This is a genomic window from Enterobacter sp. BRE11, from assembly GCF_031844285.1.
GTDB lineage: Bacteria > Pseudomonadota > Gammaproteobacteria > Enterobacterales > Enterobacteriaceae > Pantoea.
Genome location: NZ_JAUZUX010000006.1, coordinates 152697 through 171849, shown reverse-complemented (window position 1 = coordinate 171849; position 19153 = coordinate 152697). Strand labels below are relative to the sequence as shown.

Here is a 19153-nt window from a genome sequence, read left to right as displayed (position 1 = left end):
TCAGCGATCCCCTTCACAGTTGTCTGAAAAAACTGTCTCTTTGCTTATTCGTGCGCACATTTTTACAAAAGTTGAACTTTCTGCAGCATTATTCTCTGCGTGGAAATAACCCTTAGTCAGATAAGAAGAACGATTATGAACAGAAAAAAAGCAGTGCAACCCTTCCCGCTGCGCCGCGTGGCGGCCGGCTCCCTGATGTTTGCCATGCTGAGCGCCTCTGCTGTGGCCGCAGATGCCTTTAGCTATGACTCGCCTTATATGTTCGGCGACTGGGGCGGCTCGCGAACGCAGCTGGAAAATGACGGCGTTAAATTTGACGTTAACTACACCATGGAAAGCGCATCCAACCTCGGCGGCGGCGCTGATACCAACACCTCTATGCGCTACAGCGATCAGTGGGCGTTCGGCGCCAACCTCGATCTGGAAAAGCTGCTCGGCTGGCAGGATACGCAGTTCCAGGCCACTATCACCAACCGTGACGGCCGCAATATTTCCGAGCAGGTCGGCGATCGTCGTGCCGGCATGCTCTCTTCGGTGCAGGAAGTGTATGGCCGCGGCCAGACCTGGCGTCTGACGCAGTTCTGGCTCAGCAAGGGGCTGTTTGACGACGTCGTCAACCTGAAGGCGGGCCGCGTCACCGTCGGCGAAGATTTCGACAACTTCAACAGCAAGTTCCAGAACCTGGCGTTCGGCAGCGGACAGGCGGGCAACTGGCGCGGCGACCGCTGGTTTAACTGGCCGGTGTCGCAGTGGGGCGGCCGCGTCAAGCTCAACATCACGCCGGACGTCTTCTTCCAGGTTGGTTTCTATAACCAGAACCGCGCCAACTACGATCGCGGCGACGGTTTCCGCCTCGACACCAGCAACTCCGAGGGTAACCTGGTGCCGGTGGAACTGGGCTGGAAGCCGACGCTGGGCCCGGACAAGCTGCCGGGTAACTACCGCATCGGCTACTACTATTCGTCCGCCAACGGCGACGTGTACGGCAGCTGGCGCGACGGCGCCTATCAGGATAAAGATCACGCTTACGGCGGCTATGTGCTGTTGCAGCAGCAGCTGACCGCGCAGGGCGGCGACGCCAGCCGCGGCATCGGCGTGTCGGTTCAGGCGGTGATGAACGATCACAAAACCTCGAAGACCGACAACTATCAGTCGATCGCCTTTACCTGGGCGGGCCCGTTCGACGCCCGTCCTGAAGATGAGATCGGCATTGCCGCGGCGCGCATTCATGTCAACAGCGATTACACTCGCGCGCAGCGTCAGCAAAACGCCGCCAACGGCGAAACGGACTTCGACAGCCCGACCTATCTGCCAATTCAGGATGGTTCGGAATATAACTACGAGCTTTACTACAACGTGAAGCTGGCGAAATGGCTGCAGGTGCGTCCGAACCTGCAGTATATTGTCGCGCCGGGTGCGGTGAGCGAAGTAAAAGACGCCTTTGTCGGCGGCATCAGCGCCAATATCAACTTCTGATAGCGCAGCGAGCGGCTGCCATGGGCCGCTTAATGCTGCTATTAAGGCGCTTACGCGGGAGGCAGGATCCGATCGCAAAGTCGCTCAAGGCTTCCCTGCGCGCTCGTCCCGCGACATCCCTGTCGCGGGACGCTTTGCTCTTCGGACCCTGCCTCCCGCGTATTAAACTTCTCAGCTGCCTGAAAGCGCTACCCAGACAGATTCGTTAGCGAAACATCACCTCTGCCCAGCGCGCCAGACCGGCCGTCACCGAGCCGAAATCATCGCCGCTGGCGATCGGCGTTTCCGGCAGCGCCTGCTGTAGCGCGGCGCGCAGCACCGGCGAACGCGCGCTGCCGCCCGTCAGATAAATCACTTCAGGTTTCGCGTCGCAGCTGGCGAGCGCCAGATGCACCTGCTCCAGAATCCGTTCCAGCGGCTGATTAATCGCTTCCTGCAGCAGGGTGTCGCTGATGGCGGCGTGCATCTGCGGCGCGATGAACTCCAGGCTGGCGTCGAAAGCGGCGCGGTCGGAAAGGGCGATCTTGCTCTCCTCCGCCGCGCGCACCAGACGATAGCCGAGCTTCTGCTGCCACACCTTCAGCAGATGCGCCACCTGCGCGCCCTGTTCCGCGTCGCGCACCAGATCGCGCAGCAGCTTGCCGCAGGCGGCGGAGTAAAATTCGCTTTGCGCCGGCACGTCGTTAATTGCCACCGCGTTCCACCACGGCAGCGCGGGCAGGGCGGTGCCTTTCTGCGTCCTGCCGCCCAGGCCGAGCAGCGGCATCAGGGTCTTAAACGCCAGCATAATATCGAGATCGTTGCCGCCGACGCGGCAGCCGCTGTGGCCGAGCAGGCTCGCGCGGCGGTCCGACAGCTTGCGCCACTCCGGACCCATCAGCAGCATCGAGCAGTCGGTGGTGCCGCCGCCGATATCCACCACCAGCACGCGCGTCTCTCTCTCCAGCGTCGCTTCGAAATCGAGTCCCGCCGCGACCGGCTCGAACTGAAACTCCACGTCGCGGAAACCGGCGCGCTGCGCGGCGCGCAGCAGAATACCCTGCGCCTGGGCGTTGGCATCATCGCCGCCGAGTCCCTGGAAGTTGATGGGACGGCCAATAACCGCCTGGTCGATCGCGGTGTCGAGCTGCGCTTCGCCCTGCTCGCGGATATGGCGCATCATGGCGCAGACCAGATCTTCAAACAGCGCGATCTGCTGCGGTTTCAGACCGCTGGCGCCGAGAAAAGATTTTGGGGATTTTACGAACCATGTCTCTTCCGGGTCCGCCATATAGTGCTGCAGCGCGCTCAGGCCGAACTGCACGCTGTTGGCCGACACCTCGATGTCCTCTTCGCGGTTATAGCGCAGCGCGCGCTGCAGCAGCGCGGTGGTTTCTGCATCCGGTGTCGGAACCTGATGGTGGCGATAGAGCCATTCGCTCACCGCTTCGCGCGTCGGTGCGGCAATCATCGACGGCAGCAGGCGCTGGCCCTTCTCCAGCGTCAGCAGACGCGGCGTGCCCTCGTCGCACACGGCAATGGAACAGTTCGCTGTACCGTAATCGAAACCAATGAACATCTGATGCCCCTCCCGGAAAAAAGGGGGCGACTTTAGCGCAGCTGAGCAGGGCTGGCAAGCGGCTCAGCGCGCTGGCGGCATGTATACCATAAGCTGCCCACGGCCCGCTTTTTTGGCGTTATAGCAGGCGATGTCCGCCTGTGACAGCACCTCCGCGCCGACGCCGTTGTCGGCGGCAATCTGCGTCAGTCCAGCGCTGGCACCCACGTAATGCGTGCTGCCCTGCCAGCTAAAGGCGTAGTGGTTGACCGCTGAGACAATGCGCTGCACCACCTCACGCCCCTGCGAGAGCGCGCACTCCGGCATCAGCAGGGCGAACTCGTCGCCGCCGATGCGCGCCAGAAAATCGGCGCCGCGCAGATGGCGCTGCATCAGTTCGGCGAGTTCGCGCAGCAGCGCGTCGCCCGCCGCGTGCCCGGCGCTGTCGTTGACCGCTTTGAACTTATCGAGGTCGATAAACGCCAGCACGTGCTGATGCCCGCGCGTCACCGCCTCGCCCAGCAGACGCTGCAGATGACGATCGAAGCTGGCGCGATTCGGTAGCCGGGTCAGGGTGTCATGCAGCGCGCTGTAGCTGAGCCGCTGCATTATCCGGCGCGATTCGCTGACGTCCTGAATGACCATGACCGCGCCGATCTCTTCGCCCTGCAGCGTACGCAGCGGGGTAATGCTGTAGTGGATCGCCACAACGCCGCCGTCGGCCGCGTGCAGCACTAGTTCGTCATCCAGCGCGGGCGTGACTTTCTCCATCGGCAGATGGCGAAGCCGCTGGTTTTCCACCGGCTCGCCGTGGAGGCCCTGGGTGATATGCAGCAGCTCGCTTAGCGGGATACCCGCCGCCTCTTCCTGCCGCCAGCCGCTCATTTTCTCCGCCACCGGGTTCATAAAGGTTACGCGCATGTCGCTGTCGGTGCTGATCACCGCCTCGCCGATAGAGTCGAGCGTAATCGCCATGCGCTCTTTTTCCTCAAACAGCGCGTCGGTCAGGTTGCGCAGGTGGGTCACATCCTGACAGATCCCCAGCATGCGTTCGATGCGGCCGTCCTGGTTGAAAAAGCGGCGCGCCTGGGTGCGCAGGGTGCGCACGCCGTCGACGCGCAGGATGCGATACTCAATATCGAAAACGTCGACCTTTTCCGACGGCTGCAGCGCGCGGTCGAGCCGCTCGCGATCCGCCGGATGCACCTGACTGCGCCACAGCTCGCGGCTGGGCGGCTGGTGCGCGGGAAGGTCAAACAGTCGGTACATATAGCGGTCCCACATCATCTCGTTGCGCGTCAGATTCCATTCATAGACGCCGATTTCCCCCGCCTCGTTAGCCAGCGTAATGCGCTCCATCAGATGGCGGTTCACCTGCTCGCTCTGCTTCAGCTCCGAGATGTCGATAATCTGCGCAATAAAATAGAGCGGCTGTTGCGCGCCGTCGCGCACCAGTGACACCGTCAGGCGCACCCAGACGATTTCGCCGCTTTTGCGGAAGTAGCGTTTTTCGATGGTATAAGCGTCAACCTCGCCGCGCAGCAGCCGGTCGGCATGCTGCAGATCGTTTTGCAGATCGTCAGGATGAGTGATCTGCTGGAAGGTGAGCTTTTTCAGCTCGGCGGCGGGAAAGCCCAGCGTCAGGCAGAGCGAGTGATTAACCTGAAGCCACTCCCCCTTGGGTGATACCAGCGCCATGCCGATGGCGGAATATTCCATCGCGTGGCGAAACCGGGTTTCGCTTTCGCTGATATGGTGCTTTTCGCGCCGGAAGGCGTCCATCACCAGCGCCATGATATGGCTCGGGATCAGCACCAGCAGAAAGGGGAGCCAGCTGGCAACCTGCCCCGGCAGGTCGCCGCGCGTTCTGAGCGTGGCCAGGCCGAGCGCCAGGGTCAGCGATATCGCGCAGGCGTTCAGCAGAAACACCAGAAACGCATCGCGCTTCGGCAGCCGCACGGCGCACCAGAAAAGAATCACCACGATAAAAGTGAACGGCCAGGGCATAAAGCGTAGCGCGAACCAGCTCGCGCCCGCCGTCAGCAACAGGGTAATGAGGAACTCCGCCAGGCGGCGCAGGCGAATCGTTAAGGGGCGCAGCGGCCAGGGCATCAGCAGCAGTACCGGACCGAGCGCGAGCATACCGATGATTTCAGAAACCACCTAGGTCGAGAAAAAAGAGAAGATGCCGCTGCCGCTGATGTTCATCATCCACAGCGCCAGCACGCCGCCCATGAGCGGCGCGATCGCGCCAACCAGCATCACAAAACGCAGCCAGTCGCGCAGCGAGTTCAGCGGCGCCTGAGGCTTCAGCAGCGCGCGTAGCAGCGTGCCGCCCACCAGCGCCTGCAGCACATTAACAAGGGTAAATTTTAAATTGGCCAGATCCAACCCGAGTATCAGCCCATTTGCCAGCGCGGTGCCTGCCGCACAGCCCGCTATCAGCAGAGGCGCATGTCGGGGGGGTGAGCGAAAGACCACGATGGTCATCAGCGCGGTTGCGAACCAGAGAGACGAAATGCGGCCGCTAAAGACGATCAGCTCCAGGCAGAAAAGCGTCAGCAAAAAAGCGAGCGCCGCCAGAATCAGGGCGTTCAACAGGGGACTTTGCGGTTTGTCCGGCGAGGACAACAGTTCAACACTCATTCACTAACCCGGCAGCGCGCACCGCGTCTGGATGACGAAAAATGCGCCAGTCATACTCTTGGGGGCATGCTAGCACATTGATGCCTCTAAGGGTCTGTTAAATCAAATTAGCGCGTTATTCAACGAATTGACTGGCCCTGCTGCGGCGCAACAGAGCACAGCGCGGCTACTGCCGGAAGAGATCGGCGCGGGTGAAGGGTTTTTCCAGACCAGCCAGATCGGCGGAGAAACGTTCAAGAAACTGCTGCGTGGTGGCGATGCGTCCGTGTCCCAGCAGCAGCAGCGGCACTAAAAAGGCCGCGCCGACCTGCGGCCAGCTAAAGCCCTTTAGCGCGGTGCGGCGCTGGCTGAGCAGAAACGCGGAGCTGAGCGTAAAGCCCAGCAGCAGCCCGGTTGCCACTTCGCTGGCGGAGTGCGCATGGATGACCAGCCGCGAGAAACCCACCATCAGCGGAATGAAATAGCCGACGCCGATGGCGATCAGCCGCAGCGGGGTCGGCCAGCGGCCAGAGACCAGCCACAGCATCACCGGCCAGAGCGTCGCCGACATCGCGCTGTGCCCGCTGAAGCCGGTAAAGTTGAATCGGGCGCTACCGATGCCGAAGCCGAGAAACAGAATTTTTGACAGGCTCACCAGCAGGCCGGCAAGGCCAAAGGCGAGCAGCCAGTACCAGACCGTGCGGCGGTTGTCGCTCTTCCACGGCAGGATGAGGGCGATGATTACCGCAGTCGGGATCAGCAGCATGCTGTCGCCGAAATAGGTCAGTGTTCTCCAGTGCATAAGCTTCCTTTATTGTGGGCTGGCAGTGATATTCCCGCGCCATCGTCGGGGCGGAACGCGTTTCCGTCGCCTGATACGCCAGCCGCATAAGTAAAAACAGATCTGTCAGGTAGTTTATCGGGTAATGGTTTCGGTTTGAAAAGGGGAAATGCTGAAATGGCGCGCGCGGCTTTTCTCTGGCGTCAAAAGCGTGAAATCCCTATACTTAGCGCCTACTAAACCCTCTCCATTCCGTCCTGCGTCAAAACGCCTAATCCGCGTACAGCGCAGGCTCCAGTATCAGGTCTTAAAAAAAGTATGACTGACAAGTCTCATCAGTGCGTGATTGTGGGCATTGCCGGTGCCTCCGCATCCGGAAAAAGTTTAATCGCCAGCACGCTCTATCGTGAAATCCGCGATCAGGTCGGTGACGAGCATATCGGGGTCATCCCGGAAGATGCTTATTACAGGGACCAGAGCCACCTCACCATGGAAGAGAGGGTAAAAACCAACTACGACCATCCCAGCGCGATGGATCACGATCTGCTGCTGCAGCATTTGCAGGCGCTAAAAGCGGGTCAGGCTATCGACCTGCCGGTCTACAGCTACGTCGAGCATACGCGTACCCGCGACAGCATTCATCTGAAGCCGAAGAAGGTGATTATTCTGGAGGGGATCCTGCTGCTGACCGACGCGCGCCTGCGCCAGGAGATGAACTTCTCGATTTTCGTCGATACGCCGCTCGACATCTGCCTGATGCGCCGCATGAAGCGTGACGTGAACGAGCGCGGCCGCTCGATGGATTCAGTGATGAGCCAGTATCAGAAAACCGTACGTCCGATGTTCCTGCAGTTTATTGAACCTTCTAAGCAGTACGCCGACATTATCGTGCCGCGCGGCGGGAAAAACCGTATCGCCATTGATATTCTTAAGTCCAGAATCAATCAGTTTTTCGAATAGACGCGTCGGGTCTGACGCGCAGCGAGCCGCCTGCCACGCGCGTTTCAGGCGGTTCGCTACACTTATATCATGGAGACAGGTGAATGAGATTATGTGACCGCGATATTGAAGCCTGGCTGGATGACGGCCGGCTGGCTATCGATCCGCGTCCGCCGGTCGAGCGCATTAACGGCGCGACCGTAGATGTGCGCCTGGGCAACCAGTTCCGGACATTCCGTGGCCACACGGCGGCTTTTATTGATTTAAGCGGTCCGAAAGATGAGGTCAGCGCGGCGCTGGATCGCGTGATGAGCGATGAGATTGTGCTGCCGGAGGGCGAAGCCTTTTTTCTGCATCCTGGCGAACTGGCGCTGGCAGTGACCTTCGAGTCAGTCACCATTCCAGACGATTTGGTCGGCTGGCTGGACGGCCGCTCTTCGCTGGCGCGCCTCGGGCTGATGGTGCACGTTACCGCGCACCGTATCGATCCCGGCTGGCAGGGCCGCATCGTGCTGGAGTTCTATAATTCCGGTAAGCTGCCGCTGGCGCTGCGCCCGGGCATGCTGATCGGCGCGCTGAGCTTCGAACCGCTTTCTGGTCCGGCGGCGCGGCCTTATAACCGTCGCGAAGACGCTAAATATCGCGGACAGCAGGGTGCTGTCGCCAGTCGTATCGACAAAGATTAAACCGCGAACATGGGGATGTGATGAAAAGAGTGATAACCACGCTGGCCATTTTACTGGTGGTCATCGTTGCAGGTATGACCGCGCTGGTGCTGCTGGTCAATCCCAACGATTTTCGATCCTATATGGTGAAACAGGTCGAGCAACGTAGTGGTTATCGGCTGGTGGTGAGCGGCGATCTGCGCTGGCACGTCTGGCCTAAGCTCAGCATTCTGGCGGGACGAATGAGCCTGACCGCGCCCGGCGCGTCGCAGCCGCTGGTCACGGCGGAAAATATGCGTCTCGACGTTAATCTCTGGCCGCTGCTGTCGCATCAGCTCAGCGTCAGCCAGGTGATGCTGAGCAACGCTGTGGTGCGCGCCACGCCCGAAAGCGCGCCGCAGCAGCCGCAAAACGCTCCGGTTGCGCCCGGCCGCAGCGAAGCCGACGTGCCCGCGGCAGGCTGGTCGTTCGATATCAGCCAGCTGCGCGTCGCCGACAGCTTGCTCATCTGGCGCCAGCCGGGCGGCGACGAGTACAACTTCCGCAACCTCAACCTCACTCTCAATCAGGACGCGCGCCACCTGGCGAATATCGAACTCAGCACCAGCCTGACGCGCAACCAGCGCAGCGCGGTGCTGTCGCTGAAAGGCCAGCTCGACGCGTCGCAGTATCCGCACCGCCTGAGCGGCAAAATCGACGAGCTTAACTATGCGCTGAGCGGCGCCAGTATGCCGCCGCAGGGTATTAAAGGCACGCTGAGCGCGCAGGGTAGCTGGCGCGCAGAGACGCAGCAGTTTGCGCTAACGCAGATGCAGCTGAGCGCTAACGACAGCGCGCTGACGGGTGAAGCGACCGGTTCGCTGACCTCCCCACAGCAGCTTGCGCTTCAGCTGCACGCCACGCAGCTGAACCTCGATAACCTGATGGGGAATGCGCCGCAGGCGAGCAGCGGAACGCAGCACGCCACGGTCGCCCGTGCGCCGGTCATTGCCGAGCCGCGCGTGCAAAATAATCTCAATTCACCGCTTAACGATATGAATCTGGCCGTGAATTTAAAAGCGGACAGCGCGGTGTGGCACGGTCTGACGCTGCAAAATTTTGGGCTGGACGTGACCAGCCAGCAGGGGCTTATTGCCCTGCGCGCGCTGAGCGGCAAGCTGGGCGACGGCGATTTCTCCGTGCCGGGCACCGTCGATATTCGCCAGCCGGAAACCCGCGTCGCGCTGCAGCCGGTGCTGAACCACGTCGCGATTCAGCCGCTGCTCGCCGCCCTCGACATGCCACAGATCGTTCAGGGCACCGTTTCGCTTAAGGGCGACCTGAGCGGCGAGGGGCTTTCGCTGGAGGCGGCGAAACATCACTGGCGCGGCGACGCGCAGCTTAATGGCGGCGACGTTAAGCTGGCGCAGCTTAACCTGCAGCAGATGGTGCGTCGCGCGGTGGCGCGCGTCAGCGACCGGGTCAGCGGCGAGGAGAGCGCCGATCAGGGGATCCGCCAGCTTAGCGGTACGCTGGCGTTGAACAACGGCGTGTTGCGTCTGGCGAATCTGCAAGGCGAGGGCGATCGGCTCAAGCTGCAGGGCGGCGGCGAGGTGAATATGCCGACGCAGCAGCTGGATGTGACCTTCGGCCTGACGCTCACCGGCTGGAAAGGCGACGACAGGGTGGTCGCGCTGCTGTCGCAGCAGGCGATCCCGCTGCGCATGTACGGCAGCTGGAATAATGTGCAGTATTCGCTGCCGGTCGACCAGGTGCTGCGTCAGCAGCTGCAAAGCGAGGCGAAATCGCGCCTGAATCAGTGGCTGGACCGCCAGCCGAAAAAAGAGGACGACGACAGCCTGCGCAAGCTGCTGCGGCCGTGAGTCACACTTCGTAATCGAGATCCTGCGTCTGTTGCAGGATCTCCACCTTCTGCACGCGATGGTTCTCTACCTGCAGGGTGCGCAGCTGATAGCTGCCGACCTGCAGCGTCTCACCCTCTTCGGGAATATGCTGCAGGCTGTCCATCAGCAGACCTGCCAGCGTATGGTAGCTGCGCCGTTCATCCAGCGGCAGCCTGACGTAAAGCGCTAAATCCTCCAGCGGAATATTGCCGTTAACGATCCAGCGACCTTCGCCCTGCGTCTGCACGTCGTAGCGGGCGTCGATCTCCTCGCCCTCAAGGGGCAGGTTGCCGGCGATGGTTTCCATCAAATCGCTCAGCGTGACCACGCCCTCCACCGAGCCGAATTCATCGACCACAAAGGCAAAATGGGTCCGCGCCTGGCGGAACTGCTCCAGCGCCTGCAGCAGCGTCAGCCGCTCGGGAAACACCAGCGGCTGACGCACCAGCGCGCGCAAATCCAGTGACTGATGGTGCAGCGACTGATGCAGCAGGTCGATGGCGTGCACCACGCCCAGCAGTTCATTGCTCTGGTCGGTGATCAGCAGGCGCGTATGCTGATTGCGGTCAAGACGCGCCATAATTTCCGCCGGGTCATCATCCAGATTGATGTGTTCGATATCGTGACGCGAGGTCATGATGCTGTTGACGTGGCGCTGGGCGAAGTTGAGCACCCGGGCGATCATAACCCGCTCCTGGCGGTTAAACAGCGCCTGGCGATCGCTGTCGGCGATCAGCATCGCGCTCTGCGGGTCCAGCTCGGCGTGGTCCGCTTCGCCGCGCAGCAGCCTGAGTACGGTTTCCGCCGTGCGCTGACGCAGCGGGCGACCCGCCGACAGCGCGCGGCGGCGGTTGCGCTGCGCCAGCTGGTTAAACGCCTCGATCACGATTGAGAAGCCGATCGCCGCATAAAGATAGCCTTTGGGAATAACGAAGCCGAGTCCTTCCGCCACCAGGCTAAAGCCGATCATCAGCAGAAAACTCAGGCAGAGAATAACGATAGTCGGATGGCGGTTAACGAAGCGCGTCAGCGGCTTGCTGGCGAGCAGCATCAGCAGAATCGCGATGGTCACGGCGGTCATCATCACCGGCAGCTGATTCACCATGCCGACGGCGGTGATCACCGCATCCAGCGAGAAAATGGCGTCCAGCACCACGATTTGCGCCACTACTGGCCAGAATTTAGCGCCGCGTTTTTGTTGATTATCGTCATGATCCTGACCTTCCAGCCGGGTGTTTAGCTCGGTGGTTGCCTTGAAGAGCAGGAAGAGCCCCCCGAGCAACAGCAGGAGATCGCGTGCGCTAAAGGGGTGGCCGCGTAGCGTAAACAGCGGCTGCGTCAGGGTAACCAGCCAGGAAAGCGACGCCAGCAGCAGCAAACGACAGAGCAATGCCAGCAGTAAACCGATAACGCGCGCCCGGTCGCGATCTTTGCCGGGCAGCTTTTCCACCAGAATAGCGATGAAGACCAAATTATCGATCCCCAGCACCAGTTCAAGAACGATTAGCGTAATTAATCCCGCCCATAGCGAGGGATCCGCAAACACCTCCAACATGCCTTAGCCGCCTGAATATATCGAAGTCAGTAAAGTCTGAGGATAGTGGAGCCGCGGGCAGGGTACAACAGGCTGTCGCGCCCGTGGTTTAGCGCGTCCACAGAGAATAATGAAAAGATAGCGTCTGATTTCTTTCAGCACTGAGCCAGCATTCGGTAAAGCATAAGATGGCGGGCCGATGAAATATTGATGAATCCATTTTGAATGTATCACGGCGGCGGGAGAATTTATTAACGTGGCGAATAGGGTATTAATCTGATTTTTGCGCAGGGTATTGCACTTTCATTTTTCCCGGATGGCGGGCCTCAATACTAATGGCTGGTAGTCTTTTTCCTAAAATAGTCAGGGGACGGCGGGGCCTACTTGTAAAGAAGCCAGTAATAACTAGTATAGCAACGTGCTGTTAAAAGTCTGCGCTTATGTTGATATTCGCCCACTGATTTGGCACCCAATGTAGTGAATTGTGATCTGTCTCGTGGGTATGCATCAGGCAACCGGCCCGAGAAAGACAGGCTGGAAACAGGATATCAAAAGCGGTATTGGCAGCGACAGCCAAGGGCGGTAGCGTGCCTGAAACGCCTTTTATGTTTATAAAACAATCAGTGCGTCACGACAGGTTAAGTCAGAGTAATCTGTTGGTATTCATCATGATTTTCTTGTTTTCTGGCACAGGAAACGGATGTGAACGCACCCTGGAACTCCCCCTCAGTTACGCATATGTCGACAAGAAACTGATTTGCTCAATTATTACACAGCTCAGGGCGTCACGGGTTAAAGGAAATAAAATAAAGAGTTAAATATGCGCGATACTGAAATTACGTTTAAAAGTCTTTTCACTAAATTGTTGTTGGCAGGTTCGGATTTAATTTGTTTTAACGCCGCATTATTTATAGCGCTGGCGTTAATTAATATGATGTCTGATTCACCGCTGGCAGATATTTCTGAAAAAGATCTGCATTTGAAAATAGCTACGCATATTCTCCTGTCGATAATTTGCGTCGGATGGTTCTGGGTCAGGCTGCGTCACTTTACCTACCGCAAACCATTCTGGTTCGAGCTGAAAGAAGTTTTTCGTACCATTCTTATTTTTTCTATTATCGATCTGTCGATTACCGCGCTGTCGCAGTGGCAAATGTCGCGCTTCGTCTGGTTGCTGACCTGGGTGCTGGCGCTGGTCTTAATTCCGGTGTCGCGCGCGGTGGTTAAACATCTGCTTAATCATTATGGCCTGTGGAAAAAGCAGACCATTATTATCGGCAGCAGCAAAAATGCGCAGGAAGCCTGGCAGGCGCTGCAGAGCGAAGAGGTCATGGGTTTCGACGTTATCGCCTTTTATGACGTAGACGGTACCTGCCCGCAGGCGAGCATTGCCGGCGTGCCGGTGCTGCGCGAAGAGGCGGAACTCTGGAACCTGACCCACAGTGAAACGCAGTTCATCGTAGCGGTGGAGTTTGAGCAGAGCCAGTATCGCGACCTGTGGCTGAAGAACCTGGCGAGACATAACTGCCGCTCGGTCTCCGTTATCCCGACGCTGCGCGGCGTGCCGCTTTACGGCACCGACATGGCCTATATCTTCAGCCATGAAGTGATGATCCTGCGCGTGAACAACAACCTGGCGAAGCGTACCTCGCGCTTCCTGAAGCGCGCGTTCGATATTGTCGGTGCGCTGTCGATTATTCTTATGCTGCTGCCTGCGCTGCTGGTGCTCGGCTTTCTGGTCGGCCGCGATGGTGGACCGCCGATTTACGGACACGAACGCGTCGGCATGAACGGCCGCAAGTTCAAATGCCTGAAGTTCCGCTCGATGGTGATCAACTCCAAAGAGGTGCTGGAAGAGGTGCTGCGCACCGATCCGGTGGCGCGCGCCGAGTGGGATAAAGATTTCAAACTGAAAAACGATCCACGCATCACTAAGGTCGGCCACTTCATCCGCAAAACCAGCCTGGATGAGCTGCCGCAGCTGTGGAACGTAGTGCGCGGCGACATGAGCCTCGTCGGTCCGCGCCCGGTGATTGAAGATGAACTTTGCCGTTATGCCGGGGATGTCGATTACTATCTGATGGCGAAACCGGGCATGACGGGATTGTGGCAGGTCAGCGGTCGTAACGACGTTGATTACGAAACGCGCGTCTATTTTGATTCGTGGTACGTAAAAAACTGGTCGCTGTGGAACGATATCGCCATTTTGTTCAAAACGGTCGGTGTCGTACTGAAGCGCGATGGGGCGTATTGATAGCAGGCGAGTGCGGGGAGCGAAATATGGACGCTCCCGGGTTCCTGGCGCCGCTGCTGGCAACGTCATTGGCGAGAGCCGCCATTATCGTGGCTGAAGGAAGCCGTTAATTGATGCAGAAGGCAATCTCATGCATTTGCTTATTCCGCCCAGTTAAACGGTAGCAACAAAAAAGAGTTAGGGAGCAAGTGATAATGACGGGCATTTTCAGTACTTAGGCTGGCGAGTTTATTTTTTTTCAGCGCTTACACAGCGGCGTTTTCGCCTCTATCAATCAATAACTGATAGCGAAGATCTAGATGATTACAATCAAAACGAAATTGATACCCATGCTGGTATCCGCCACATTTCTCTCAGGGTGTACGGTTGTTCCAGGCCAGCACCTTTCCACTAGCGGAAAAGATGTCGTTGAGCAGCAGGACAGCAACTATGACATCGACAAATATGTCAACGTCTTCCCGTTAACGCCGCGCCTGGTCGAACAGATGCGACCCAAGCCGCTGGTGGCGCAGGCTAACCCAGGGCTGCAGAACGAAATCCAGAACTATGAATACCGCATCGGCATCGGCGACGTGATTAACGTCACCGTCTGGGATCACCCCGAGCTGACCACACCGGCCGGTCAGTACCGCAGCGCCAGCGACACCGGCAACTGGGTGCACTCCGACGGCACTATTTTCTACCCCTATATCGGCAAAGTCCGCGTGGTTGGCCGTACGGTCACTGAAGTGCGCGGCGAGATCGCGCGTCGCCTCGCGCAGTATATCGAGAGCCCGCAGGTCGATGTCAGCATCGCCTCCTTTAAGTCGCAGAAAACCTATGTGACCGGCGCCGTGACCACCTCGGGTCAGCAGCCCATCACCAACGTGCCGCTGACGGTGCTGGACGCCATCAACGCCGCGGGCGGCCTGGCGGCGGACGCCGACTGGCGCAACGTGGTGCTGACGCACAACGGCACCGAGCAGCGCATTTCGCTGCAGGCGCTGATGCAGAACGGCGACCTGAGCCAGAACCATCTGCTCTATCCGGGCGATATCCTCTACGTGCCGCGCAACGACGATCTCAAAGTCTTCGTGATGGGCGAAGTGCGTCAGCAGTCGACGCTGAAAATGGACCGCAGCGGCATGACGCTGGCTGAAGCGCTGGGCAATGCCCAGGGTATGGATCAGACCGCCGCTGACGCCACCGGCGTATTCGTTATCCGTCCGATTCGCGGCACAAACCGCACCAAAATCGCCAACATCTATCAGCTGAACACCAAAGATGCGGCGGCGATGGTCATGGGTACCGAATTCCAACTTGAACCTTACGATATCGTCTATGTCACCTCGACGCCGCTGACGCGTTGGAACCGCGTGATTTCGCAGCTGCTGCCGACCATCGCCGGCATCAACGATGCGAGCGAGGCGGCGCTGCGTTTCCGCAACTGGTCGAACTAGGTTTAGCCATGATTTCGTCCGTGTTAGTGGTCTGCGTCGGCAACATCTGCCGCTCTCCTACCGGGGAGCGCTTACTGAAGCGCGCGCTGCCGGAAAAGCGTATCGCCTCGGCGGGGCTCAGCGCCCTCAAGGGCTATCCGGCGGATCAAACCGCCAGCGAGGTGGCCGCGCGTCATGGCCTCTCGCTGGAGGGGCATCACGCGCAGCAGTTGACCGCCAGTATGTGCCGCGATTTCGACCTGATTCTGGTGATGGAGAAACGTCATATCGAACAGGTCAATCGCATCGATCCAGCCGCGCGCGGAAAAACCATGCTGCTTGGGCACTGGCTCAACCAACAGGAAATCGCGGATCCGTATAGAAAAAGTCGTGAGGCCTTTGAAGAGGTTTACGGGTTACTGGAAAACGCTACCCAGAAATGGGTCAACGTATTAAGCCGATAGTTGGGATTATCCATGAATATTAAAAATAAGGTTATGACCGCGCCAAGAGAGGAGTCGACGGGATTCGATCTTGGCCACCTTTTGGGACAGCTGATCGATCATCGCTGGATCATTGTCGCCGTAACCGCCTTCTTTATGCTGGTGGGAACGCTCTACACACTCTTTGCAACGCCGATCTACAGCGCCGACGCCATGGTGCAGGTTGAGCAGAAAAACAGCAGCTCCGTCCTTTCGGATCTGCAAACCCTGATGCCGGCGACGCCGGAGTCAGATACCGAGATTCAGATCCTGGAATCGCGCATGGTCATCGGTAAGACCGTGAGCGATCTCGGTCTGGATACCGTGGTCGAGCAGAAATACTTTCCGATTATCGGTAAAGGCCTGTCGCGCCTGATGGGCAACAAACCGGCGCAGATCGCCATCTCCCGTCTGGATATCCCGCGCACTATCGACAAGCGCAGCGTTGAGCTGGAAGTCAACAGCCCGACAACCTACACCGTGACCAAAGATGGCGACGAGCTGTTTAAAGGCCAGGTAGGTCGTCTGGAGCAGCACGGCGAAATCACCATGCTGGTCAGCGGCATTCAGGCGGAAGAGGGCACCAGCTTCACCGTCACCAAGCTGAACGAGCTGCAGGCGATCAACTCCGTGCTGGCAAACCTGACCGTGGCCGATAAAGGCAAAGATACCGGCGTGCTGGGTCTGCAGTATGTCGGGGAAGATCCGGAGCAGATCAGCAAGGTGCTGAACCAGATCGTCAACAACTATCTGCTGCAAAACGTTGAGCGCAAATCTGAGCAGGCTGAGAAGAGCCTCGAGTTCCTGCGCAACCAGCTGCCGCAGGTGCGCGCTAAGCTGGACGAGGCTGAGAACAAGCTGAACGCGTTCCGTCGTCAGAACGAATCGGTCGATATGTCGCTGGAAGCGAAATCGGCGCTCGACTCCTCTGTCAGCGTGCAGAGCCAGCTGAACGAGCTGACCTTCCGCGAAGCAGAAGTGTCGCAGCTGTTCACCAAAGACCACCCGACCTACCGCGCGCTGCTGGAAAAACGTAAAACGCTGGAAGGCGAGCAGGCACAGCTGAACAAGAAAATCTCCCAGATGCCGCAGACGCAGCAAGAGATCCTGCGTCTGACCCGCGACGTACAGTCGGGTCAGGAGATCTACATGCAGCTGCTGAACCGTCAGCAGGAGCTGGGCATCAGTAAAGCCAGCACCGTCGGCGACGTGCGTATCATCGATAACGCGGAAACCGCTAACGCGCCGGTCGCGCCGAAGAAAACGCTGATTATCGCCGCCAGCCTGCTGCTTGGTCTGGTGGTCTCTGTGGGTCTGGTACTGCTGAAGGCGCTGCTGCATCACGGCATTGAGAACCCGGAGCAGCTGGAAGAGCTGGGCATGAACGTCTATGCGAGCGTGCCGCTCTCTGAATGGCAGCGCAAGAAAGACACCGAAGCGCTGGCGCGTCGCGGTCAAAAAGTGAAGACCGATCCGCACGAAACGCTGCTGGCGCTGGGCAACCCGACCGACCTCTCTATCGAAGCGATCCGTAGCCTGCGTACCAGCCTGCACTTCGCGATGATGGAGGCGAAAAACAATATCCTGATGATCACCGGCGCGAGCCCAGGCATTGGTAAAACCTTTATCTGCGCCAACCTGGCGACGCTGGTGGCGAAAGCGGGTCAGCGCGTGCTGTTTATCGACGGCGATATGCGTCGCGGCTATACCCACGACCTGATCGGCGCGGATAACAAGTCGGGTCTCTCTAACGTGCTCTCTGGCAAAACCGAGTTCAGCCCGGCGCTGATTCAGCGCGGTCCGTATGGCTTCGACTTCCTGCCGCGCGGCCAGGTGCCGCCGAACCCGTCGGAGCTGCTGATGCACCGCCGCATGGGTGAGCTGCTGGACTGGGCGAGCAAGAACTACGACCTGGTGCTGATCGATACGCCGCCGATTCTGGCCGTTACCGACGCCTCGATTATCGGCAAGCTGGCCGGTACCTCGCTGATGGTGGCGCGCTTTGAGACCAACACCGCGAAAGAGATCGACGTCAGCTTCAAGCGTTTCGCGCAGAACGGCATCGAGATCAAAGGCGTGATTCTGAACGCCGTGGTGCGTAAAGCCGCCAATGCCTACGGTCATGGCTACGACTATTACGACTACGAATACGGCAAGCCGACCAAAAGCTAAACTTTGACGATTAACGGGGCGGCAAGACCGCCCCTTTTATCGTCCGTTAAAGACAACACGCAACGATCTACACAGGTGATTCTGTGTTTCGCGCCAGACGCCACGCATAACACGCATAACCGGGCGGGCGCCCATAACAAAATGGTTCAGCAACAGGCAGGCGCCCTCAGGCGCGGCTTTACGCAGAAGGCGTAAACGCCTGTCAGCTGGCAACGTGTGGAATTAAGGAATCACACCATGGCTCCATATTGGTATCTATCAGGATTTCTGCTGCTGATGGCGATCGTAGAAATCCTGCTAAAAAAAGACGAACGCACCACGCACATCCTGACTTATCTGTTTTGCATCGCCGCCGCGACGCTGGTGGTGTTCGGCGGGATCCGCGGCCTCGGCACCGGCATGGATGATTATCAGTACCGCAGCTTTTTCGCCGACTTTATTAACCGCATTCAGGTGAACGGCTTCAGTGAGACGGTGGCGTTCTTCCGCTACGAACCGCTGATTTTCGTACTGGCGTATCTCACCAGCCTGGTATCGCACAACGCCGACATTTTCCTGTTTATCTTCTGCCTGCTGGCGGTGGCGGTTAACGCGGTCTTCTTCAAAAAGATGTCGCCTTATCCCATCCTGGCGCTGGCGCTCTATTCGGCGCATATCTTTATTAACAAAGATATGAACCAGATCCGTTTCGGCCTGAGTTCGGCGCTGTTCCTCGGCGTAATCTGGTATATCTACCTGAAGCGTTACTGGATGGCGCTCGGCTTTACCCTGCTGTCGTTTTTCAGCCACAACACCGCGGTAATGGTGGTGACCATCGTGCCGTTCCTGTTTATCCGCGACTCGCGCTGGTGGCCGGTGGCGATTATCCTGCTGAGCATTCCCGCCTCGAAAGTCGGCGGCACCAGCTTTATCTCGCTCATCTCAGCCCATATGGGATCGCTGGGGGAGAGGGCGGAGGGCTACAGCAACGAAACTTCCAACGCGGGCGAAGGCAGCATCTTCTCAGTGTCAAACCTGAAAAACATCATGCTGGTGTTTATCTTCGTCTATTTCCTGCTGAGCAACGAGATTAAAAAATATAACTATCAGCAGTATCGCCTTAACTATCTGCTGGTGCTGACCTTCGCCATCGGCGGCGGCATCCGTATCTTCTTCTATAACTATTCGTCGGGCGCGCGCCTCTCCAACTACCTGTTGCAGGTCGAGCCGATTATTTTAGCCTCGCTGGTGTATCAGGTGCGCCCGATACTCAAGCCGGCCATGTTCGCGATGTTCGCGTTCTTCCTTGTCTATTACCTCTACTACAACACGATTTCTCTGAAGCAGGCCGTTGTCGGCTATGAAGTTGCTCAGGAATTTAAGCTGTTCCATTAACCGGGGAGGTAAC

General features: G+C 58.5%; 12 protein-coding genes and 1 pseudogene. 9 read left to right on the top strand and 4 right to left on the bottom strand.

What is annotated here, in order from left to right:
* Positions 1-135: 135 nt before the first annotated feature.
* A complete protein-coding gene (locus tag Q9R34_RS08395) occupies positions 136-1476 on the top strand; it encodes a carbohydrate porin (protein ID WP_485893094.1) in 1341 nt (446 codons plus the stop codon).
* Between the two features lie 205 nt (positions 1477-1681).
* Here Q9R34_RS08395 and yegD read toward each other — a convergent pair whose 3' ends face one another.
* From yegD to Q9R34_RS08380, 3 genes and pseudogenes are all read right to left on the bottom strand, one after another.
* The gene (gene yegD / locus Q9R34_RS08390; RefSeq protein ID WP_485893093.1) at positions 1682-3034 is read right to left on the bottom strand and encodes a molecular chaperone; all 1353 of its coding nucleotides are present in this window, start codon (positions 3032-3034) and stop codon (positions 1682-1684) included.
* 63 nt (positions 3035-3097) lie between these two features.
* Positions 3098-5659: pseudogene (locus tag Q9R34_RS08385) on the bottom strand (diguanylate cyclase).
* Between the two features lie 166 nt (positions 5660-5825).
* Positions 5826-6440: a phosphatase PAP2 family protein gene (locus Q9R34_RS08380; protein WP_434122881.1), complete on the bottom strand. Its 615-nt coding sequence runs from the start codon at positions 6438-6440 to the stop codon at positions 5826-5828.
* 297 nt (positions 6441-6737) lie between these two features.
* Between Q9R34_RS08380 and udk the strand changes: the two genes are divergently transcribed.
* From udk to asmA, 3 genes are all read left to right on the top strand, one after another.
* Positions 6738-7379 carry a uridine kinase gene (udk, locus tag Q9R34_RS08375; protein WP_434122882.1) on the top strand — a complete coding sequence of 214 codons (642 nt, stop codon included), beginning with the start codon at positions 6738-6740 and terminating at the stop codon, positions 7377-7379.
* An 83-nt stretch (positions 7380-7462) separates the two neighbouring features.
* Positions 7463-8044, top strand: a complete 582-nt coding sequence (dcd, locus tag Q9R34_RS08370; RefSeq protein WP_033750209.1) for a dCTP deaminase — start codon at positions 7463-7465, stop codon at positions 8042-8044.
* A 20-nt stretch (positions 8045-8064) separates the two neighbouring features.
* Positions 8065-9885 carry an outer membrane assembly protein AsmA gene (asmA, locus tag Q9R34_RS08365; protein ID WP_485893092.1) on the top strand — a complete coding sequence of 607 codons (1821 nt, stop codon included), beginning with the start codon at positions 8065-8067 and terminating at the stop codon, positions 9883-9885.
* Between the two features lies 1 nt (position 9886).
* Here the strand turns inward: asmA and Q9R34_RS08360 are convergent, their stop codons facing one another.
* Complete coding sequence (locus tag Q9R34_RS08360; RefSeq protein WP_434122884.1) at positions 9887-11461, bottom strand: TerC family protein; 1575 nt, start codon at positions 11459-11461, stop codon at positions 9887-9889.
* Between the two features lie 799 nt (positions 11462-12260).
* Between Q9R34_RS08360 and wbaP the strand changes: the two genes are divergently transcribed.
* From wbaP to Q9R34_RS08335, 5 genes are all read left to right on the top strand, one after another.
* The gene (wbaP, locus tag Q9R34_RS08355; protein WP_485893091.1) at positions 12261-13694 is read left to right on the top strand and encodes an undecaprenyl-phosphate galactose phosphotransferase WbaP; all 1434 of its coding nucleotides are present in this window, start codon (positions 12261-12263) and stop codon (positions 13692-13694) included.
* Positions 13695-13993: 299 nt separating this feature from the next.
* Positions 13994-15133, top strand: coding sequence for a polysaccharide export protein (locus Q9R34_RS08350; protein ID WP_033750198.1), 1140 nt, complete (start codon positions 13994-13996; stop codon positions 15131-15133).
* A gap of 8 nt (positions 15134-15141) precedes the next feature.
* Positions 15142-15576: an arsenate reductase/protein-tyrosine-phosphatase family protein gene (locus Q9R34_RS08345; protein ID WP_033791542.1), complete on the top strand. Its 435-nt coding sequence runs from the start codon at positions 15142-15144 to the stop codon at positions 15574-15576.
* A gap of 12 nt (positions 15577-15588) precedes the next feature.
* Positions 15589-17766, top strand: a complete 2178-nt coding sequence (gene wzc / locus Q9R34_RS08340) for a tyrosine-protein kinase Wzc (protein WP_485893090.1) — start codon at positions 15589-15591, stop codon at positions 17764-17766.
* Positions 17767-18003: 237 nt separating this feature from the next.
* Positions 18004-19140, top strand: coding sequence for an EpsG family protein (locus Q9R34_RS08335; protein ID WP_434122887.1), 1137 nt, complete (start codon positions 18004-18006; stop codon positions 19138-19140).
* The last annotated feature ends 13 nt before the right edge of the window (positions 19141-19153 follow it).